Source organism: Aurantimicrobium photophilum (assembly GCF_003194085.1).
GTDB lineage: Bacteria > Actinomycetota > Actinomycetes > Actinomycetales > Microbacteriaceae > Aurantimicrobium > Aurantimicrobium photophilum.
This window is the reverse complement of record NZ_CP023994.1, coordinates 931,693-952,609: the sequence shown is the minus strand read 5'-3', so window position 1 is coordinate 952,609 and position 20,917 is coordinate 931,693. Positions and strand designations below refer to the sequence as shown.

Here is a 20,917-nt window from a genome sequence, read left to right as displayed (position 1 = left end):
ATGTGACGTAAAGAGCCGCGGGCCACTTAATGTTTGCTACTTAGCGTCCCTGTGGACGTGCACTGCGTTGACGTTGACCGGCACCAGTGGGGCGTGAACTTGCAGAAGCAGTAGCACGCTGGCCACCACCTGCGGCTGAACCATAGGAACGTGCTCCGCCATTGGTGCTGGGCTTGTTTGCGCCGGTGCGACGCGTTCCATTCTCATTAGCTGGTGGGCGACCTGAACGGTCACGGGCGGGCTGGCCTTCGCGGGTCACGCGCTGGGGGCGACCGTTGGCTGCGCCTGCTTCGCGGAGTGCACGCTTGCGCTGGGCATTCTTACCGGTGGAGTTTCCGCCACCGCCTTGAGGCTTTACTTCGCGGGGTGCTGGCTTCACATAGGGAGCTATTTCACCAACGAGTTCGAGAACCTCGGGGGAGTTGGCGTTCACCTTTTGCGGCTGAACCTGGATGTCTGCCTTCTTGAGTAGAGAGGCAAGATCCTTCTGCTGAGTTGGTAGGCAGATGGTAACAACATCACCCTCTGCGCCGGCACGGGCCGTGCGACCAGAGCGGTGCAGGTATGCCTTGTGCTCCATGGGTGGGTCAACGTGAATAACGAGCTCCACGTTGTCCACGTGAACACCACGGGCAGCGACGTCAGTAGCGACGAGCACCTTGACGTTGCCTTCACCGAAAGCAGCAAGGTTTCGGTCGCGTTGAGGCTGTGACAAGTTGCCGTGCAGATCGACTGCGGGGATACCTGCATCGGTTAGTGCCTTGGCCAGCTTCTTAGCATGGTGCTTGGTGCGCATGAACAAAATGCGACGACCGGTGCCCGAAGCAAGCTTGTAGACAAGATCCTTCTTGGCATCGTTGCCGCTGGTTTCGAATACATGGTGGGTCATCGCAGCAACGGGGGAGTTGGCTTCGTCAACCGAATGAAGAACTTCGTTGTGAAGGAACTGGTTGACCAGCTTGTCCACGCCATTGTCCAGTGTTGCGGAGAAGAGCAGACGCTGACCGCCGGTGGGAGTGGCCTTGAGAATCTTGGTGACGATGGGGAGGAAGCCCAGGTCAGCCATGTGGTCTGCTTCATCGAGAACGGTGATCTCGATGGCATCGAGGTGGAGGAAACCCTGTTTCATGAGGTCCTCGAGGCGACCAGGTGTTGCCACGACAATGTCGACGCCGGCCTTGAGTGCAGCCACCTGACGTGCCTGTGAGATGCCGCCGAAGATGGTGGTCACGCGCAGGTCGTAGGCATCTGCAAGAGGAACCATGGTGTTAGTGATCTGGGTTGCCAGTTCACGAGTAGGCGCAAGGACAAGACCCAAGGGGCGACCTGGTCGACGACGACCGCCCGCAAGGGCGCCACCAAGGCGGGCAACCATGGGAATACTGAAGGCCAAAGTCTTACCCGAGCCGGTTTTTCCACGACCTAATACGTCACGGCCGGACAGAGTGTCAGGCAGGGTGTCAACCTGAATGGGAAACGGTGAATCAATTCCTGCTGCAGTCAGTGCTGCAACTAGTGGGGCGGGAACGCCCAGTGTGGAAAAAGTCTTTTCAGACATAGAAGTTATTACCTTTGAGTAATTTCCTGGCAGGAGTCAATTGAGAAAAACTCAATTGAGAGCAGAGCTCACGAAGAACTCCTGCTCGACATCGAAACCGGGATACATGGCGAAGGCATCTGATGATGCATCCGTTCGCCGAAGAAAAATGTCAACCGATTTCGGTGAGGGAAGCGTTCTATCGACGCAGGGAACGAAACATGTCGTTCACAAGATGTCTCTAGTCTAGCTTACGAAGGTGCTGTTCAGATTTGTTCGGATGGAACTCACAGAAGTCAATAAATGGCCTCCAGGTTTCCGCTAGCAGGTCATAAAAAGTCTCGTATTTTGCGCAGGGAAAATGTCCACTAATGTGGTGAAGTACGAAAGGGGAAAAGTGAACGTTTCACTCAATGGCGATGACGCCACACAGGTCCCCTCTTCGACCCCCGGACCAGATCAAACTGCCACTTTCTCGCAGTCATTTATTGATCAGGTCAAAGCTTTAGAAGCAGTCGACGTCACTCCGGAAGAGCAGGAAGCTATTGCTTCCCTTCCCAGTGGTAGTGCACTTCTGATTGTTCGACGTGGCCCCAGCCAGGGAGCACGCTTCCTTCTGGATGTGGACGTGACCACCTGTGGTCGCCACCCCGACTCTGACATTTTCTTGGATGACGTGACGGTCTCTCGTCGTCACGCGGAGTTCCGTCGAAACGGAGCTGAATTTGAAGTGCGCGATCTCGCATCGCTGAACGGAACCTATTACGAAGGAGAGCGCGTGGAACGCCATGCTTTGACAGATGGTGATGAAGTTCAGGTGGGTAAGTTCCACCTCACTTTCTTTGCGTCCCGCGTTGACCTGGCTCGAGGTGTTTCGGCGTAATGGCAACAGCAGCACGTAAAGCACCCGCAACCCGCGGCCTGCTCAGCATCGGTCAAGTTCTGGCCAAGGTTTCTCCCGATTTCCCCGACCTCACTCCCTCGAAGCTTCGCTTCTTGGAAGAGCAGGGTCTCATCACTCCCGAGCGCACCCCCTCTGGATACCGCAAGTTCTCGGTTGAGCACGTTGACCGTCTTCGCCTCATCCTCACCATGCAGCGCGATCACTACCTTCCTCTGAAGGTCATTCGCACTCACCTGGATGAGATTGATGCAGGTAATACTCCAGCTCTTCCCAATGCACAGAGCCTGTCCGCAGATTCACTTCTTTCTGCTCCTACGCGGTACACCCGTGAAGAATTTGTTCGTGCGTGTGGTGCCAGCATGAATCTGCTTCAAGACGCCGTTTCTGCGGGAATGCTTGAGCCAGCAGATTCTTACAGCGAAGAACACATTGTGGTCTTCACTGCTTTGGTTGAACTTCAGCGCTCCGGCATCGAGCCACGCCACCTGCGCACTATGCGTGCAGCCGCTGAGCGCGAGTACTCTCTGATTGAACGTGCACTGGTTCCTGTGAGCCACCGTCAGGATGCAGCGAGCCAGGCTCGCTCCATTGAGCGTGCTCACGAGATTTCTCGTCACATCGAGATCGTGCGTTCTCAGATGCTGCGCCAAGTAATTACTCAGCAATCTCGATAAATTCAGGATTGCGACACGCCCAAGAGCGTGTGAAGCTTTAAATCCCAGACACGATTAAAAACTGTCTGTAAGTTTGGGTATACAAACTCTCAACAACAACTTGAACCTTAAGGTTGTTGCATCTAGTAAGGGCCGGAAATGAACGAACTGAACCGCAGCGACGATGCTCGCTACGAGCTTGATGTCCTGTTCAGCGACGGCATGCCCGAACGTGATGAGAACGCTGGTTACCGTGGTGCTGAGGCAGCAAAGGCTGCCGGTATTACCTACCGTCAGCTCGACTACTGGGCTCGCACTGAACTCGTCGTTCCCACCGTGCGTGATGCATCCGGTTCGGGTTCACAGCGCCTCTACGGCTTCCGTGACATCTTGGTTCTCAAGCTGGTTAAGCGTCTCCTCGACACCGGCATTTCTCTCCAGCAGATACGTGCGGCTGTAGACCAGCTCCGTTCTGCCGGTATTTATGACCTGGCTCAGACCACGCTGATGAGTGATGGTGCGAGCATCTACCTCTGCACCACCAATGACGAAGTTATTGACCTCGTCAGCCGCGGTCAGGGCGTATTCGGTATTGCTATTGGCAAGGTTCTGCGCGAAGTTGAGACCAGCCTGGTTGAGATCACTTCTGCAGCAACCGATGCAGCAGATGAGCTTGCTGCTCGTCGTGCCCGCAAGGTTGGCTAAATCTCAAACAACACTTACGAAGAAAACCCCCGCAATAGCGGGGGTTTTCTTGTTATCAACGACAGTTGATTAGGACTTGGGGGCGTATTCGCCAATCTTGCCCGCGCGTGAAATGCGGTTGAGCAACTGATCGAAGTTACGAGCCATGTCTGCTGCTGCTTCACCAGGCCAGGCGTGGACGGGACGTGCTGCACCCTGAGCTTGTTGCAGCGAGGTGCGTTCTGGCAGCTGAGGCTGAAGAACGAGAGGGCCAAACATGTCGCGTAGTTCCTGAATGCGGAACTGGTGCTCAAGTGACTGGGCACGCACACGGTTGATGATCAAACCCAGCGGCTGAAGACGTGGGCTCAGGCCGCGACGTACTTCTTCAATCGCACGAAGAGCTCGGTCAGCAGCAGCAACAGAGAACAAACCGGGCTCAGTGACTACGACAACGCGGTCAGAAGCTGCCCAAGCCGTTCTGGTGAGGGCATTGAGGCTAGGAGCGCAGTCGATGAGGACGAGGTCATATTCGTCTTCCACGGTCGCCAGAGCCTCTTCTAGACGCCATACCTCGCGTGCTGTGGGGTGGGGGCCATCAAAGTTGACCGCTGAAGGGCTACCAATCATGACGTCGATGGGAGCGTGTCCCGGCGCTGACCATCCGGCAGGAGCAATAGCCTGACGAACTGTTTTGAGCTTGGGGTTTGCCAATACGTCTGCAACGTTGAGGTGATCACGAGTGTCCACGCCTAGACCGGTTGAAACATCGGACTGGGGGTCAAAATCGACCACAAGTGTGCGCAAATTGGCGGCGAACGCAGCGGATGCCAAACCGAGGGTGACCGTTGTTTTACCAACGCCACCCTTCAGGGAACTAATACTGACGACGTGCATTAGCACCACGATACCTTCTGTAGGCTGGGAGTACCTAACTACGAACCGATGCTGGCGGCATTCGAAGGGGTCATATGTTCAAGAAAATCCTGGTTGCAAACCGTGGCGAAATCGCCATCCGTGCCTTTCGCGCGGCTGTAGAGCTCGGAGCCAAGACAGTTGCTGTTTTCCCAGAGGAAGACCGCAGTTCTTTGCACCGCCAGAAGGCGGATGAGGCTTACCAGATCGGTGAACCAGGTCACCCCGTTCGTGCTTACTTGGACGTTGCCGAGATCATTCGTGTGGCCAAGCTCTCCGGCGCCGACGCTATTTACCCTGGTTACGGTTTCTTGTCTGAAAACCCTGAACTAGCCCAGGCCGCAGCAGACAACGGCATCACCTTCATTGGTCCTCCCGCCCGCGTATTGGAAATGGCCGGAAATAAGGTCACCGCGAAGGACCATGCAATCGCAGCGGGTGTTCCTGTTCTTAAGTCCACTCAGGCCACCACAGATATTGATCACCTTTTGGCAGAAGCTGCTGAAATTGGTTTTCCCATCTTCGCTAAGGCTGTTGCCGGCGGTGGTGGACGCGGTATGCGTCGCGTGGAGACCATGGACGAGCTTCGTCCAGCCCTCGAAGCCGCCATGCGTGAAGCAGAAAGTGCTTTCGGCGATGGTCGGATGTTCCTCGAGCAGGCTGTCCTTCGCCCACGTCACATTGAAGTTCAGATTCTGGCCGACAGCCAAGGTGAGACCATTCACCTGTTCGAGCGTGACTGCTCCGTGCAGCGTCGCCATCAGAAGGTTGTGGAGATTGCTCCTGCTCCCAACATCTCGGACGAGCTGCGTGCAGCTCTGCACCGCGATGCTGTGGCTTTCGCTCGCTCCATTGGCTACCAGAACGCAGGAACCGTAGAGTTCCTCGTTGATACCGCAGGTGAACGTGCTGGTCAGCACGTCTTCATTGAGATGAACCCGCGTATTCAGGTTGAGCACACCGTGACTGAAGAGGTCACCGATGTTGACCTCGTACAGTCACAGATGCGCATTGCAGCGGGGGAGTCGCTCGACGACCTCGGTCTGCACCAGGAGAGCGTCCACGTTCGTGGCTTCGCGCTTCAATGCCGCATCACCACTGAAGATCCTTCGCAGGGCTTCCGCCCCGACACGGGCAAGATCACCACTTACCGTTCACCTGGCGGTGCTGGTATCCGCCTCGATGGTGGAACAGTCAGTCCTGGTTCGCAGATTAGCCCTCACTTTGACTCCATGCTGGTGAAGCTCACCTGCCGCGGTCGTACCTACACCGCTGCCGTGGACCGCTCACGCCGCGCACTTGCTGAATTCCGTATCCGTGGCGTTTCCACCAACATTCCGTTCCTGCAGGGAGTTCTGGACGACGAACAGTTCAAGGCCGGAGATCTCTCCACCAGCTTCATCGATGAGCGTCCCCACCTGCTCACCGGTCGTGAGTCTAAGGACCGCGGTACCAAGATCCTTAACTGGGTCACTGACGTCACCGTCAACAAGCCCAACGGTCCTCGCCCAGCTGGTGCTGACCCCAAGGCCAAGCTTCCTCGTATTGACCTGAGCACTCCTGCTCCTGCAGGTAGCCGTCAGGCACTGCTGGAACTCGGCCCCAAGAGATTCGCTGAAGCTCTGCGTCAGCAGAAGGCCGTTGCTGTTACCGAGACCACTTTCCGTGACGCTCACCAGTCACTTCTTGCTACGCGCGTTCGCACCAAGGACCTCGTCAATGTGGCTCCTTATGTAGCACGCATGACTCCTCAGCTCCTCTCGGTTGAAGCATGGGGTGGAGCAACGTACGACGTTGCACTGCGCTTCCTCGGAGAAGACCCCTGGGACCGTCTAGCCAAGTTGCGTGAAGCACTGCCCAACGTCGCCATCCAGATGCTGCTGCGTGGTCGTAACACTGTGGGCTACACCCCATACCCAGAAGAAGTCACCAAGGCATTCATTCAAGAAGCTGCCGCAACCGGCGTTGACATCTTCCGAATCTTTGATGCGCTCAACGATGTCAACCAGATGCGTCCCGCTATCGAAGCTGTGCTGGAAACCGGCACCACTATTGCTGAAGTAGCTGTTTGCTACACCGGTAACTTGCTGGATCCTGCCGAGGACAAGTACACCCTGGACTACTACCTCTCTCTCGCAGATGAGATTGTGGCAGCTGGTGCACACATCCTGGCCATCAAGGACATGGCAGGTCTGCTGCGTCCCGCAGCTGCTGCCAAGCTCGTTACTGCTTTCCGTGAGCGCTTTGACCTTCCCGTTCACGTCCATACCCACGACACTGCTGGTGGTCAGCTGGCAACACTACTTGCTGCCGCTGCTGCTGGCGCGGATGCTGTCGATGTTGCTTCGGCTCCGATGTCAGGCACCACCAGCCAGCCCAGTGCTTCTGCTCTAGTTGCCGCCTTGGCCAACACCGAGCGCGACACCGGTTTGAACTTGGATAACGTGTGCGACCTCGAGCCCTACTGGGAAGCAGTTCGTAACATCTACAAGCCTTTTGAATCAGGTCTGCCTGCACCAACTGGTCGTGTTTATCACCACGAAATCCCCGGTGGCCAGCTCTCTAACTTGCGACAGCAGGCAATTGCGCTGGGCCTCGCCGATGATTTCGAGTTGGTTGAAGACATGTATGCCGCGGCAAACAAGATCCTGGGCCGCGTTCCCAAGGTGACGCCATCTTCGAAGGTTGTTGGAGATCTCGCTCTTCACCTGGCAGCAGTCAAGGCAGATCCAGCTGACTTCGAGGCCAACCCTCAGAAGTATGACATCCCTGACTCGGTCATCGGATTTATGGCAGGTGAACTGGGAGATATCCCAGGTGGCTGGCCTGAACCATTCCGAAGCAAGGTGCTTGAGGGTAAGTCCATCAACATTCAGGTTGCACCACTTTCTGAAGAAGATCACGCAGGTTTGGCTGGGGGATCGGCTTCACGTCGTTCAACTCTGAACCGCCTGCTGTTCCCTGTTCCCACTAAGGCATTTGAGCAGGTGCGTGAAACATACGGCGACGTTTCTGTTCTTGACACCGTGGACTACCTCTACGGCCTTGAATCAGGCAGTGAGCACATCGTTGACCTTGGTCGTGGTGTTCGCCTTTACGTGGGTCTTGAAGCCATTGGTGGAGTAGATCCCAAGGGTATGCGAACTGTTATGACGACGTTGAACGGTCAGTTGCGTCCCGTCTTCGTGCGTGACCGCTCGGTTGAAATCAGCACCAAGAGTGCGGAGAAGGCAGACCTCACTGAGGCCGGTCACGTCGCAGCACCTTTCGCTGGTGTCGTTACGGTCAAGGTTGAAGTTGGTCAGACTGTAGCTGCTGGAGATCCTGTCGCTTCGATTGAAGCGATGAAGATGGAAGCCGCAATTACCGCAACAATTACCGGCCGCGTTGAACGTGTTTCTTTCCAGAAGTCTCAGCAGGTTGAAGCAGGTGACCTCATCGTGGTCATCACGCCAATTACCCCAGCTAACTAGCCTCCAGAATCAGTCAGGTGGAAACACCTGAGTCATCTAGTAAGTGCCCGTAATTGGGTAGACTCACACAGTTACATAACTACTGAAGGATTATTTCGTGAGCACGGAAACACCAAAGAACTCTGCAAAGAAGTCGGCTTCGAAGAAGACTGCTGCCAAGAAAGCATCACCTGAACGCATCTCTGAAGTTTCTTCCAACGCTGAGCGGGAAGTCGAACAAGCTCCCGAAGTTTCCACGATCTCTCTTCCTGCCATTCCGGTTTCTCTTACTAGCAACGTGAGCTCCGATATGGAAGCATCTTTACGATCGGTTCTTAGCGGTGAAAACCCTGTCGTTTCTTCTCCTGTGGAGGACATGGTTGTCGCTGAGGTTGAGGAGATTGTTGTGGAAGAGTTCGAAAACGTCGACACCGGTTCTTTGCCTTCTCGTAGGGATCGACTTTCTGGTGAGCCTTCCAGCAAGCCTGAACCCGTTTCTATGCTGACTCCAGAGCGCGTTCTCGATGCAAAGAAGAAGCGTGACAAGCCAACCGAAGGTTGGAACAAGTTCGTTTATGACATTTCATTCCATGCAATCAACCTTGGTGATTCACCCGTAACTCGCCACCGCAAGGCGCTTGACGCTAGCATCGGTCGTCCTCTATCCGGAGGAACGAAGTTTGTTCCCGTCCTGACGCGAAAGGGTGGTGTGGGAAAGACCACTACCACGACGTTGCTGGGTATGGCTATGGCGCTGGTTCGTGAAGACCGAGTTCTAGCTATCGACGCTAACCCTGACCGCGGAACCTTGGCTGAGCGCTTTAATAAGACCACCGAGAAGACTGTTCGTGACCTCGTCAACGATGCCGCCAAAGTGCTGACCTTCAATGACTTTTCAGAGTTCGTCAACCGTGACAAGACTCGTTTAGATGTCCTTGCATCGGACACTGATCCTTTCTTGTCTGAAGCCTTCGGTGCAAACGACTACAACATCGTTTCTGACTTAGCTAGCCGCTACTACTCAATTGCCTTGACTGACTGTGGTACTGGAATTATCCACTCGGTAATGGGGGCAACACTCAAGCGTGCTGATGGCCTGGTCATCGTTTCTGGTGGTTCCTTCGATGAAGCTCGTCTTGCTTCTGAGACGCTGACCTGGCTTGAATCGAACGGTTATGGCGACCTGGTCAAGAACACCATCGTCGCGATCAACACCGCTACACAAGGCACCAACCTGATCAAACTGCGCGAGATTGAAGATCACTTCAAGTCTCGTGTGCGCGAGACGGTGCGCATTCCCTACGATGCCATGCTTGCGGCTGGTTCCTACATCGACTTCAAGAAGCTCAAGCCCGAGACCCAGGAAGCAGCTCGTCAGCTCGCTTCTCTCGTGGTTGATGGTCTTTAAGCCTTCTCAAGCCAATGACTGAACGTCCAATCCGCATCTTTGGGGACCCTGTTCTCAAGACCCCAACAGATGAGATTGTCGTCATCGATGACAAGATCCGTTCGCTTATTGAAGATCTCGTTGATTCCGTCAAGATTCCGGGACGCGCCGGTGTCGCAGCTACCCAAATTGGTGTGGGACTACGTGCGTTCAGTTACAACGTGCACGGTGACATCGGTTACATCATCAATCCGCGCATTGTGGAGACCCGTGGTGAACTTGAACTCGTTGAAGAAGGCTGCTTGAGTGTTCCCAACCTGTGGTTCAAGACGCCTCGCTACCCCTATGCCAAAGTCGAAGGCATAGACCTGGATGGCAATGTAGTCGTACTCGAAGGTGAAGGCCTGATGGCCCAAGCTTTGCAGCACGAATGTGACCACCTAGATGGGTTGGTCTATCTCGACCGACTGGATCAACTCACCCGCAAAGAAGCTATGCGGCAAGTGCGCGAAAGCGACTGGTTCTAGTCGACTGCTCCAGAAGCTCCTGCATACATTGCTTCGATTTCGTTAGCGAAATCTTTCACAATGACATTGCGCTTAATGCTCATCTTCGGAGTCAGGTGTCCTGATTCTTCAGTGAACTGGATGGGCAAGATGGTGAACTTACGAATAGATTCAGCGCGTGAGACACGGGCATTCGCTCGATCCACTGCGGCCTGAACTTCAGCTGTGATTGCAGGGTTTTTGGCAGCCTCAGCAATTGTCATAGTGGGATCCATTTTGTTGTTCGTCAGCCACATGGGCAACATTTCTGGATCCAACGTGATGAGTGCAGAAATGAATGGCTTAGCGTCACCCACAGCAACTACCTGACTGATCACAGGATTTGCGCGGATGGGGTCTTCCAGGAATGCGGGCGCGACATTCTTGCCACCTGCAGTGACGATAATTTCCTTCTTGCGACCTGTGATGGTGATGTAACCGTCTTTATCGATTTCACCAATGTCACCGGTCATAAACCAGCCATCGTGGAAAGTTTCAGCAGTTGCCTGCGGGTTTTTCCAATATTCCTTGAAGACGTTGATTCCAGCGGCTTCAATTTCTCCATCCTCGCCCAAGCGAACTGAGCAGCCAGGAAGAGCTGGACCAACTGTTCCAATCACGAATTTGGATGGCAAGTTGATGGAGATGGGGGCTGTTGTTTCAGTCAAGCCATAGCCTTCAAGAACGACGAGGCCCAGTGCGTGGTAGAAGTGACCTAAGCGGTCACCCAAAGGAGCCGAACCGCTAATGGCGTAGGTGCAGCGACCTCCGAGAGCTGCTCGTAGCTTGGAAAGCACAAGCTTGTCCATGACAGCGAACTTGAGCTTGAGGCCGAGGGGGATATGTCCCGCCATTTCAGCCTTGGAGTATTCGATAGCAGTCTTAGCTGCAGCGCGGAAGATGTTTCCCTTACCGCCAGCTTCCGCTTTTTGTTCAGCTGAGTTGTAGACCTTTTCAAACACACGAGGAACTGCCAAGAGGAAGGAAGGCTTGAAAGACTGCATTGCAGGAAGCAACTGAGTCGTATCGCCCTGGTGGCCCACTTTCACGCCACCTTCAATGGCGAGGATGGAAATGAAACGGGCAAAGATGTGTGCGGTTGTAATAAACAACAGAGTAGAAGCTTGGGAGTTAACCACCTCGGGGACGGCAGCCCGGGCATTGCGTGCAAGCTCCAAGAAGTTGGAGTGAGTCAACACGCAGCCCTTGGGCTTGCCGGTCGAACCCGAGGTGTAAATCAAAGTTGCAAGGTCACTGCCGTGCAGTGACGAGCGACGTTCTTCTACTTCATCATCTGAAATGCCAGTACCGGCAATAACGAGAGCTTCGAGATCCCCCGCATCGATTTGCCAGACTGAATGCACGAAGGGAGCATCCGAGCGAATTTCTTCAAAACGTGCAAGATGTTGTGGTGTCTCCACTATTAATGCGACTGCTTCAGAGTCTTCAAGAATCCACTGAATCTGGCTGGGTGCACTGGTTTCGTAAATGGGGACTAGGGCTGCGCCGGCAAACCACATGGCAAAGTCAATGAGTGTCCACTCGTAGCGGGTCTTACACATCAGACCAACGCGGTCACCTTGCTTGATACCGCTCGCGATAAATCCCTTAGCAAGGGCAACTACTTGGTTATAAAACTCTGTCGAGGTGACATCTTGCCAACCATCACCAACAGGGATTGAGAAAAGTGCTCCGTTGGGAGTTTCACGGATTCGGTCAAGGAGTACCTGAGTTGTGTTGGCCTGAGGATCAGCGGGAACGAGTGCGGGTGTATCGAACTGAATAATGCTCGAGGCCATGTGAAACTCCTTTGTCTTAACTACACTTTAGTAGTTCCACCTTTCCCTCCGTCCAGCTTCTTTCTTGGAGTTTCCTGTGTACTCGATTGGCATTGATATTGGGGGGACCAAAATCGCGGGGGCGTTGGTTAATGATCTGGGCGAAATCATCTCCCAGACCCAAGTTCCTTCACCTGCGCAGAGCGCTCAAGCAATGGAAGATGCCATTGTTGGGCTGATTCAAGAACTCAGTGCTGGCAACCCGGTTCGTGCAGCGGGTGTTGCTGCCGCTGGCTTCATTGATGCTGCACAATCCACGGTTTATTACGCCCCCAACATCGCATGGCGCAATGAACCCCTCAAAGACAAGCTGGAAGCCCGTATTGATCTTCCAATCGTCATCGAAAATGATGCGAATGCTGCCGGATGGGCTGAGTACCGATTTGGCGCAGGCAAATCTTTTACCCACATGACCATGCTGACGATTGGCACGGGAGTGGGCGGCGCCATTATTGCCAATGGTGAGCTCTTTACGGGTGGCTTTGGTGCAGGCGCAGAACTTGGACATTTGCGTGTTGAACCCAATGGACTCGAATGTGGATGTGGTCAACGCGGCTGCATCGAAGCATATGGCTCCGGACGTGCACTACTGCGCTATCTCCGTGAAGAAACAGGTAACCCTGAGTTAGATCCTGATCAAGGCAAAAAACTTCTCGAAATCGGTGATGAAGCTGCCTGGCGGGCAGTGAGCACTCTCGGAAATTGGATGGGCATTGCCTGTGCGAGCCTCTCAGCTGTCTTGGACCCCCAGGTCTACGTCATTGGCGGGGGAGTCGCAGCTGCAGGTGAGCACCTTCTCAAGCCCATTCGCGACTCTTTCTTGGCAAATGTGTCAGCAAAGGGTTATCACCCTGAGCCAGAGTTTCGCATTGCTGAACTTGTCAATGATGCTGGTGTGGTCGGGGCGGCTGACCTGGCACGCAAGCATGCAGAAAAGCTCTAACGGTAAGCTGAAGCTATGTTTTATTGGCTGATGAAGAACGTCATCGCCGGACCGTTGCTCAAAGGCATCTTCCGTCCGTGGGTGACCGGCGCTGACAACATCCCCAAACAGGGCGCTGTCATCCTGGCCAGTAACCACCTCTCCTTTGTGGACTCTGTCTTTCTCCCTATTTGCATTGACAGGGACATGGTTTTTCTTGCCAAGAGTGAATACTTCACGACAAAAGGCATCAAAGGTTGGGCAACCAAGTGGTTCATGAAGGGCACGGGTATGTTGCCCATCGACCGTTCGGGTGGAAAAGCCTCTGAAGCGAGCCTCAACACGGGTCTTCGTGTACTTGCCGAAGGTCGTGTACTGGGTATTTATCCTGAAGGAACCCGTTCACCTGATGGCAAGCTCTACCGAGGTCGTACTGGAATCGCTCGCATGGTTCTTGAGTCGGGTGTTCCCGTTGTTCCTGTTGCCATGATCGACACCGAAAAGGTCATGCCCATTGGTGCTAAATGGCCCAAGATGCGCCGTCCCGGCATCATCATTGGTGAGCCTTTAGATTTCTCACGGTTCCAGGGCATGGAGGGTGATCGTTTCATCCTCCGCGCTGTGACGGACGAAATCATTTATGAACTCGCTGGCCTGTCAGGACAGCAGTATGAAGACGTCTATGCGTCTTCCGTGCGCGAAAAGCGCCCTGTCAACGCAAGATAAGCTTGTGAGGTTGCTATTTCGTGAGGAAATAGTTCCAGAGACAATAATCATCACCATCTAGGGGAGTACCTTCGTGGCTAGCCAAATTGAGCCCAACATCGTCGCTGACAAGTCCGTCATCGAGGATTTGGACTATTGGCGCACTCTTCCCATCAAGCAGCAGCCACTGTGGCCCAACGCTGAAGCGGTTAAGTCCGCTTCTGAGCGTTTGGCTAGCTACCCACCCCTCGTCTTCGCCGGTGAGGTAGACACTCTGCGTGATCGCCTCGCTCAGGCAGCTCAGGGCAAGGCTTTCTTGCTCCAGGGTGGTGACTGTGCTGAGACATTCGCTGGTGCAACTGCGGACAAAATTCGCAACCGCATCAAGACTGTTCTGCAAATGGCAGTCGTACTGACCTACGCAGCAGAGATGCCCGTCATCAAAATGGGTCGTATGGCTGGGCAGTTCGCAAAGCCGCGCTCGAGCGACACGGAAACTCGTGGTGACATCACCCTCCCCGCCTACCGTGGGGACATAGTCAACGGCTACGACTTCACCCCTGAAAGCCGTGAAGCAAACCCAGAGCGTCTCGTTCAGGGCTACAACACAGCTGTTTCTACTTTGAACCTCATTCGCGCCTTCACCACCGGTGGTTTTGCGGATCTTCGTGAAGTCCACCGTTGGAACCAGGGTTTTGCAAAGAACCCTGCCAACGCACAGTACGAAGCCCTGGCCAACGAGATTGACCGTGCCATCAAGTTCATGGCTGCCTGTGGTGCTGACTTTGATGCACTCAAGACCACTGAGTTCTTTGTTTCTCACGAAGCACTGCTCATGGACTACGAGCGCCCCATGACGCGTATTGACTCTCGTACTGGCACGCCTTACAACACCAGTGCACACTTCGTGTGGATCGGTGAGCGCACCCGTGAGCTCGATGGAGCACACGTGGACTTCCTGTCTCGTGTTCGCAACCCCATTGGAGTGAAGCTTGGTCCCACCACGGACGTGGACACCGTCAAGCAGCTCATTGAGAAGCTTGACCCCAACCGTGAGCCTGGCCGCTTGACCTTCATCACACGTATGGGAGCGGGCAAGATTCGTGAAGCCTTGCCACCTCTACTGGAGGCAGTCAAGGCGAGCGACGCTAACCCACTGTGGATCACTGACCCCATGCACGGTAATGGCATCACCACCCCCAACGGCTACAAGTCACGTCGTTTCGACGACGTTGTCGATGAGGTCAAGGGCTTCTTTGAAGCACACCGTGCTGTAGGAACCTTCCCTGGTGGTGTTCACGTTGAGCTCACTGGTGACGACGTGACGGAGTGCCTGGGTGGATCTGAACAGATTGATGAGAACGACCTCGCAACCCGTTACGAGTCACTGTGTGACCCACGTCTGAACCACATGCAGTCGTTGGAGCTGAGCTTCCTCATCGCTGAAGAGCTCAAGAAGTCCTAAGCATCATTCAATTGAGAACCTGAACAAATGTGGCCCCCACCAAATGGTGGGGGCCACATTTACGTGTTCTAGCTGTTACTTGACGACCTTGTTGAAGTCCGTAACAGGCTGTGCTTCGTCGAAGCCAGCAACCTGCTTGCGGAATCCCTTGGTCAGGATTGCCAGGTAAACAATTCCGATTGCAGCCCAGATCAGACCTCCGGTGAGTGCCTCGGGGGAGAGGTTGACCCACAGGATAACAGTCAGTGCAAGACCAAGAACTGGCATCACAATGAACTTGAAGATGTCGCCAGCAGTGTGACGGCGACCCTGACGGATTGCAAACCATGCAACAACTGAGATGTTCACGAAGCTGAATGCGACGAGAGCACCGAAGTTGATGAAGTGCACGATGTCAGCCAAAGTCAGGACCACACCGGTCAAGCAGACAACACCAGCAAAGATGACGTTGAAGGTTGGGGTGTGGGTCTTCTTGTTGACGAAACCAAACAGCTTCTTGGGCAGAACGTTGTTACGACCCATCACCAACAGCATGCGGGCAACCGAAGCCTGTGAGGCAAGCAGTGACGCAATGGTTGCTGCGAAGCCTGCAGCAGTCAGGATGACCTTCATGGTCTGACCACCCACGAGCTCACCAATGATGGGGAGTGTGGAGTCATCAACGTACTGACGGTCTCCGCCTGGAGCAAAGACGTTCCAGTCGGGGAACAGTGCCTGAGTGAAGTACGAGGTCACGATGAAGATACCGCCACCGATAAGTACGGTGAGCATAATCGCACGTGGGACAACGCGGGGAGTGCGAGCCTCTTCGACATACATGGTAACCGCGTCGAAACCGATGAAGCTGAAGCAGACGATGGTTGCACCAAGAAGAACTGCAGAGAGGTCAACACCTTCGTGGATGAAGGGTGTTGGGGTGATGAGTGTACCTTCACCAGCACCACCAAGAAGCTGACCGATTACAACAGCGACGAAGCCGATCATAGACACAACGGCAATGACCAAGAGGATGGTGTTGACGTTTGAAGTTCCACGCATGGTGAAGTAGATGATTCCTGTTGCCAAAACAGTGAAGAGGATCACCCATACGGCACCGTCAATGTCGGGGAAGAACGACTCCATGTAGCTGCGCACGATGATGATGTTCACCAGGGGGAGCAGCATGTAGTCCAACATCGAGGTCCAACCCACGACAAATCCGACGTTAGGGTGAATCGAGTTCTTTGCGTAGGTATAAGCCGAACCGGCCGAGGGGAATTGAGAAGTCATCTTGCCATAGCTGATCGCGGTAAAGACCATCACGATCAGAGCAAATACGTAGGCAAGTGGCACAACGTTGTTTGTTCCTTCAGCGACGAGGCCGAAGGTGTCGAAGACAACTGTAGGAGTCATGTAACCGAGGCCGAGAGCAACAATTGCCCACATTCCTAGGTTGCGTTTGAGGGCGACTTTAGAGTCAGCTCCCGGGACAAAGGATTCAGGCATGTACTTCTCTCTTCTTTGAGGCCATGAAATTCCACAGATGATTAAACCTGTGTGCGATTACTTACTCTAGTCCTCTGAAGCACACCAAAGGTTCTTCAAAATAGGAAATTTTCAACGAAATCCGTGGCTATTTATTCTTCTCCCAACAGAAATTCGTTGTAACTACTGTTCAGAAGTAGAAATCTTCTAGGAGGCCCCAGGACTTTGGTGGCGGAGAGTCATCGAATGCCAGGAAAATTGCCCAAATACAACATTGTGGGCGTGACTTGTTAGTCACGCCCACAATCTGTGTTCGAGAAGAGTTAGAGCTTCTTCGAGAAAGCTGCAAGGTGACTTTCACTTGCACTGCGAAGTTTTTCTAAGGTAGCCACAATGGTTGCATCTGACGTGGAGTTGATCGCTGTAGTCAGATCGGTGATGTCGGTTTCTTCAATGAGGACACCAACCTTGTACGCCTCGGCCTGGCTGGTCATACCCTGGGCGATGAGCTGGTCATACAAGGACTGAAGGTCTGGGTTGACAAAGACGCCAATCTCAGAAGAACGGGGGTCTGTGAGTCCGTATGAATTGAGTAGGTTCAGAACCTGGTCTTGGTGAGAAGTTTCGCTTCCCAAAATATTGCTGAACGTGTTCCCGCCCCAGGTCTCGCCCAGAACTGTATAGACGTCATGCGCGAGCTTTTCTTCTTCAATCAGATACAGAAGAAGATCTTCTGTTGTTGACGCAGGCGCAACAACTGTTCCTTCTTCAACAGCCTGGACCTCATCGGCTTCAGTGAGGGCTTGCTGTGCTTGAGTGTTGGCAAGTGGCGCTGGGGGAGTACTTGTGATGACAGCGGCCGATACCCCGGCGGCGCCGATGACGACCGCAAGAATTGAAGAGGTGATGATGGTTGATTTCTTCATGTCGAACTACTTTCGTTTGGAATACTTCCAAGATACCCCCCGGGGTATATGAAATGACTGTGGATAAATTATGAGTTCTCTATGAATGGCGGCTAGATGGTGGATCGAAATTGCAGCTATCACCAGGGCAATACTGAGGAGCTGTTCGCGAGAACCGTTTCTGAAGTTCACAACCGATGCAGATTCCAAAAGCTGTTTCTAGAAATAGAACGCCCATGCAGATACCGCAGAGAAGTAACACAACCCATAGCGGTGAGGCAAGCCATCCCATCGTGAAGCAACTAGTGAGTGCAATTCCTAACCCCAAACTCCACGCAAATTTCTTTTGAGGGGCTCCAACAAATTCTGGGCATTGGCGATACACAATCACACGTCCTAGAGCCAACGTGGGTGAGAACCGAGGGGAGACGAACAAACGTATGAGCATGTCTAAAAGAAACAGAACTGCGAAGCCTCGAAGTGGAACTACAAAACCTGTTGTCCAGGCAATCACATACCCGGTGAAGCCAATAAGAAAGAGAATTCCTGCGCCAGCTCTCACTTCTCTTTCGTTGAATACCGGTATGTCATAACCGGTAACGATTTCGCCAAATTCTCCCCACGAGCGTTCAGGATTATGTGCTGTGTTGCCGGTCGTAGCTGTCATTGAGTTCCCCTGAGGCATGATGAAGAGATGAGCCATAAAACTAAGGGGATCATCCTCGTACTTATCCAATTCGGATTGCTGATTGCGATTATTGGATTACCCCATGGAGATGTATGGGCTGTGACGGAGCTTGTTGGAAACATCGCTGTGCTTTTGTTGATGGCGGGACTAGCAATTACTCTTTTTGGAATTGTCAGTCTGGGAAACTCCTTAACAGCGACCCCGGTTCCCAAAGCAACTGCGGTCCTCAGGACTACTGGAATGTATGCCATTGTTCGCCACCCCATCTATCTCGGCTTGATACTGATCGGTCTTGGACTAACCGTTCCAGCAGGTTCATTATTCACAGTCTTTGCTTTTGTACTTTTGATCGTTTTGCTTTCTTATAAAGCTAGGTTTGAAGAACGCTTGCTGATAGAAAAATTCCCCCAATACAGGGCATATGCTGCACGAGTTGGCCGCATCATTCCTTTTGTGGGGAAGCTCAAGAACTAACTTTTCAAATATACCCCAGGGGGTATCCCTATTTAGGGTAAGATTTTTTCATGGCTTCTGTAGAACTCACCGCTGAAAATTTTGATTCGACCATCACCGGTAACGAAATTGTTGTCGTTGACTTCTGGGCCGATTGGTGCGGTCCTTGCAAAATGTTTGCCCCCACATTCGAGGCAGCATCTGAAAAAGATCCTGAGATTGTTTTCGGGAAGGTGGACACCGAAGCTGAGCAATCCCTTGCAGCAGCTGCAGGGATCCAATCCATCCCAACCCTGATGGTCTTCCGCGAAAAGATTTTGCTCTTCTCGCAGGCAGGCGCGTTGCCTCCCGCTGCTCTGGATGACCTCATTGCACAGGTAAAGGGCTTGGACATGGAAGCTGTTCATGCCGAGATTGCCAAGCAGCAAGCGGAAGTTGCCGAGTAAAGAATTCACTAAGAAAGCCCCCTCCTTATGAACTGAACCCCTTAAGTGGGAGTTCTAATTGGGAGTCGTTTCTAAGTTTGCAAGGGACTGTGTCCGGTAGTCAACCGGGCTCAGTCCCTTTAACTTTTCTTGGATGCGTTCGTGGTTGAACCAGTGAATGTATTTCTCTAGTTCTCGCTTGAACTGGGGCATGCTGGTGAAGGTGTGTTGACGTAGGAATTCTTCTTTGAAGTGTCCAAAGAAGTTCTCTGCAACTGCGTTGTCGAGACAGTTGCCTTTGCGTGACATTGATTGGGTAATCCCTCGTTGTTTCAACGCGAGTTGATAGCCAGCATGACGGTAATGCCATCCCTGATCTGAATGCATCACCAACCCAGTGCCTGGCTTGAGCTGCGTGAAGGCTTTCTCCAACATTCCTGTGACTAAACCCATCACCGGTGATGGTGCTAGTTCATAGGAGATCACTTCACGGTTGAATAAATCAATCACCGGTGAGAGATATTGCTTCTGCCCCAGGACATAAAACTCAGTAACGTCCGTGACCCATTTCTTCGACGGCTGCGTGGCGTCAAAGTTTCTCGCCAACACGTTTGGCGCTGCCTTGCCAATCTCGCCCCGGTAGGACTTGTATCTCTTCCGTCGTCGAACTTGGCATGTGCGGCCTTCTTGACGCATCAACTTCAACACCGTCTTCCCACTGAGCCGGAGACCATGCTTGGTGGCAAGAACGGCGCGAATGCGCCGATAACCATAAGAACGATAAGAACCATCAAAGACCTCACGAAGCAGCGGTCGAAGCTGCTCATAACGGTCGTGTGGAGTTTTGGAGCGGTGGCGATAGTAGGTGGAGACAGATAACCCCACCGCCTTCAAAACAGCCCGTGTGGAGTATTTGTGCTCTAACTCAGTGACGATCAAAGACCGGACAGACGTCGATCTTCCTCCTGGGCTAGAGCTACCCATTTTTTTAGAATCTCGTTCTCCATCTCCAAAAACGCAAGCCGTTCCTCAAGCGTTTCCGGACGAGAATCTTTCCGCGGTCGCCCTTTAGCTTTCTCATAGAAAACTGAAGGACCGCCTTCGCGATAAGCCGACACCCATTTGGTCAACATGCCCCGATTAGAAATTTCAAACTCGGCAAGAACATCAGTTTTTGAAGCGCCAGCAAGAAACTTCTCAACCGCAGCAACCTTGAGCTCTGGCGGATAGAACTTCTTTCCCATAACTGTTGAGTCTAAAAGTCGACCCTGCAAATAACGATCCTGCCAATGCCGGACCGAATCCAGATTCAACCCCAAATGCGCCGCAACAGCTTTATAGCCAAAACCCGCATCGAAAAGCTTTGCAGCTTCGATGCGGGTTTCGATTGAATGAATAACCTTGCCATTCATGAACTCATCCCTTTCAAGTAGTGACTCTTAATTACGAGTCCCACTTTTGGGGTTCAGTTCACCTTAGGAGGGGGCTTTCTCGTTACAACTTGAGGGAACTACTTTACGAGTTCGCGCCCCCACTTGTCGCGCATGTTGCCTGTGGCAATAATGATGATGTCGATAATCCACCACACGCCCAGTCCGCCGCCGGTAATGAGCTTGAGGAAGCCTGTTCCCCATTTACCGATGAACATGCGGTCGATGCCGAGTGTTCCGACGAAGATGGAAAGTATTAAAGTGATTGTCCAGTCGCGTGGAGCTGTTTCAGTAGTAGCCATGATTTAACGCTACTCCTCAATCTCTATTGTGATGGTCCCATTGTGGAGAACCCTAATTGTCGTTCCGTCATCAAGCTGAACAACTGGCCGGTTCTCTAGATAGGTCAGAGTCCAATACCAATTGCTTGTGTCTTGCTTGAGTGCAGATAGTTCTCGCTCAACTTCAGCAACAGAATCTGTGACTGCGCCATCAAGGTTTTGAGGAGCTGGAGTGTGAGCAAGCCAGCGAGTGCCCAGTTGCAT

The 20,917-nt window shown here is 53.2% G+C and carries 21 protein-coding genes; 11 read left to right on the top strand and 10 right to left on the bottom strand.

Features of this window, described 5'->3' with window-relative positions:
• Positions 1–40: 40 nt before the first annotated feature.
• The gene (locus AURMO_RS04715) at positions 41–1,558 is read right to left on the bottom strand and encodes a DEAD/DEAH box helicase (protein WP_110233524.1); all 1,518 of its coding nucleotides are present in this window, start codon (positions 1,556–1,558) and stop codon (positions 41–43) included.
• A gap of 340 nt (positions 1,559–1,898) precedes the next feature.
• Between AURMO_RS04715 and AURMO_RS04710 the strand changes: the two genes are divergently transcribed.
• The 3 genes from AURMO_RS04710 (at position 1,899) to AURMO_RS04700 (ending at position 3,799) form a co-directional block, all read left to right on the top strand.
• Positions 1,899–2,420: an FHA domain-containing protein gene (locus tag AURMO_RS04710; protein ID WP_110233523.1), complete on the top strand. Its 522-nt coding sequence runs from the start codon at positions 1,899–1,901 to the stop codon at positions 2,418–2,420.
• Positions 2,420–3,115: a transcriptional regulator FtsR gene (gene ftsR / locus AURMO_RS04705; protein ID WP_110233522.1), complete on the top strand. Its 696-nt coding sequence runs from the start codon at positions 2,420–2,422 to the stop codon at positions 3,113–3,115. The genes AURMO_RS04710 and ftsR overlap by 1 nt, the downstream gene beginning before the upstream one ends.
• Positions 3,116–3,253: 138 nt before the next feature.
• Positions 3,254–3,799 carry a MerR family transcriptional regulator gene (locus AURMO_RS04700; RefSeq protein ID WP_110233520.1) on the top strand — a complete coding sequence of 182 codons (546 nt, stop codon included), beginning with the start codon at positions 3,254–3,256 and terminating at the stop codon, positions 3,797–3,799.
• 69 nt (positions 3,800–3,868) lie between these two features.
• Here AURMO_RS04700 and AURMO_RS04695 read toward each other — a convergent pair whose 3' ends face one another.
• Complete coding sequence (locus AURMO_RS04695; protein ID WP_110233518.1) at positions 3,869–4,675, bottom strand: ParA family protein; 807 nt, start codon at positions 4,673–4,675, stop codon at positions 3,869–3,871.
• A gap of 74 nt (positions 4,676–4,749) precedes the next feature.
• Here AURMO_RS04695 and AURMO_RS04690 point away from each other — a divergent pair, with 74 nt between their 5' ends.
• From AURMO_RS04690 to def, 3 genes are all read left to right on the top strand, one after another.
• Positions 4,750–8,166 (top strand): pyruvate carboxylase, encoded by a 3,417-nt coding sequence (locus AURMO_RS04690; protein ID WP_110233516.1) that lies wholly within the window; start codon positions 4,750–4,752, stop codon positions 8,164–8,166.
• Positions 8,167–8,263: 97 nt separating this feature from the next.
• Positions 8,264–9,553, top strand: coding sequence for a MinD/ParA family ATP-binding protein (locus AURMO_RS04685; RefSeq protein ID WP_239406788.1), 1,290 nt, complete (start codon positions 8,264–8,266; stop codon positions 9,551–9,553).
• Positions 9,554–9,567: 14 nt separating this feature from the next.
• The gene (gene def, locus AURMO_RS04680; protein ID WP_110233514.1) at positions 9,568–10,059 is read left to right on the top strand and encodes a peptide deformylase; all 492 of its coding nucleotides are present in this window, start codon (positions 9,568–9,570) and stop codon (positions 10,057–10,059) included.
• Here def and AURMO_RS04675 read toward each other — a convergent pair.
• A complete protein-coding gene (locus tag AURMO_RS04675) occupies positions 10,056–11,876 on the bottom strand; it encodes an AMP-dependent synthetase/ligase (protein ID WP_239406787.1) in 1,821 nt (606 codons plus the stop codon). The genes def and AURMO_RS04675 overlap by 4 nt on opposite strands.
• Positions 11,877–11,952: 76 nt before the next feature.
• On the opposite strand from AURMO_RS04675, the gene AURMO_RS04670 reads away from it, so the two are divergent.
• From AURMO_RS04670 to AURMO_RS04660, 3 genes are all read left to right on the top strand, one after another.
• Complete coding sequence (locus AURMO_RS04670; RefSeq protein ID WP_110233512.1) at positions 11,953–12,858, top strand: ROK family glucokinase; 906 nt, start codon at positions 11,953–11,955, stop codon at positions 12,856–12,858.
• A 15-nt stretch (positions 12,859–12,873) separates the two neighbouring features.
• A complete protein-coding gene (locus AURMO_RS04665) occupies positions 12,874–13,563 on the top strand; it encodes a lysophospholipid acyltransferase family protein (RefSeq protein WP_110233510.1) in 690 nt (229 codons plus the stop codon).
• 73 nt (positions 13,564–13,636) lie between these two features.
• Positions 13,637–15,007 carry a class II 3-deoxy-7-phosphoheptulonate synthase gene (locus AURMO_RS04660; protein ID WP_239406786.1) on the top strand — a complete coding sequence of 457 codons (1,371 nt, stop codon included), beginning with the start codon at positions 13,637–13,639 and terminating at the stop codon, positions 15,005–15,007.
• Between the two features lie 75 nt (positions 15,008–15,082).
• On the opposite strand, the gene AURMO_RS04655 is transcribed toward AURMO_RS04660, so the two are convergent.
• From AURMO_RS04655 to AURMO_RS04645, 3 genes are all read right to left on the bottom strand, one after another.
• Positions 15,083–16,492 carry an APC family permease gene (locus AURMO_RS04655; RefSeq protein ID WP_420807764.1) on the bottom strand — a complete coding sequence of 470 codons (1,410 nt, stop codon included), beginning with the start codon at positions 16,490–16,492 and terminating at the stop codon, positions 15,083–15,085.
• A gap of 302 nt (positions 16,493–16,794) precedes the next feature.
• Positions 16,795–17,397, bottom strand: coding sequence for a ferritin-like domain-containing protein (locus tag AURMO_RS04650; protein WP_110233508.1), 603 nt, complete (start codon positions 17,395–17,397; stop codon positions 16,795–16,797).
• A gap of 79 nt (positions 17,398–17,476) precedes the next feature.
• Positions 17,477–18,043: a DUF4395 domain-containing protein gene (locus AURMO_RS04645; RefSeq protein ID WP_110233506.1), complete on the bottom strand. Its 567-nt coding sequence runs from the start codon at positions 18,041–18,043 to the stop codon at positions 17,477–17,479.
• Between the two features lie 27 nt (positions 18,044–18,070).
• On the opposite strand from AURMO_RS04645, the gene AURMO_RS04640 reads away from it, so the two are divergent.
• Positions 18,071–18,538 carry a methyltransferase family protein gene (locus tag AURMO_RS04640; protein WP_110233504.1) on the top strand — a complete coding sequence of 156 codons (468 nt, stop codon included), beginning with the start codon at positions 18,071–18,073 and terminating at the stop codon, positions 18,536–18,538.
• Between the two features lie 50 nt (positions 18,539–18,588).
• A complete protein-coding gene (gene trxA, locus AURMO_RS04635) occupies positions 18,589–18,963 on the top strand; it encodes a thioredoxin (RefSeq protein WP_110233502.1) in 375 nt (124 codons plus the stop codon).
• Positions 18,964–19,017: 54 nt separating this feature from the next.
• Here trxA and AURMO_RS04630 read toward each other — a convergent pair whose 3' ends face one another.
• The 4 genes from AURMO_RS04630 to AURMO_RS04615 all read right to left on the bottom strand — a co-directional run bounded on the left by AURMO_RS04630 (position 19,018) and on the right by AURMO_RS04615 (position 20,917).
• Entirely contained in the window at positions 19,018–19,926 is a 909-nt protein-coding gene (locus AURMO_RS04630) for an IS3 family transposase (RefSeq protein WP_110233500.1), read from the bottom strand.
• Positions 19,878–20,354, bottom strand: a complete 477-nt coding sequence (locus tag AURMO_RS04625; protein ID WP_110233498.1) for a helix-turn-helix domain-containing protein — start codon at positions 20,352–20,354, stop codon at positions 19,878–19,880. The genes AURMO_RS04630 and AURMO_RS04625 overlap by 49 nt, the downstream gene beginning before the upstream one ends.
• 98 nt (positions 20,355–20,452) lie before the next feature.
• Positions 20,453–20,674 (bottom strand): TM2 domain-containing protein, encoded by a 222-nt coding sequence (locus AURMO_RS04620; protein ID WP_110233496.1) that lies wholly within the window; start codon positions 20,672–20,674, stop codon positions 20,453–20,455.
• Between the two features lie 9 nt (positions 20,675–20,683).
• Positions 20,684–20,917, bottom strand: coding sequence for a hypothetical protein (locus tag AURMO_RS04615; protein WP_110233494.1), 234 nt, complete (start codon positions 20,915–20,917; stop codon positions 20,684–20,686).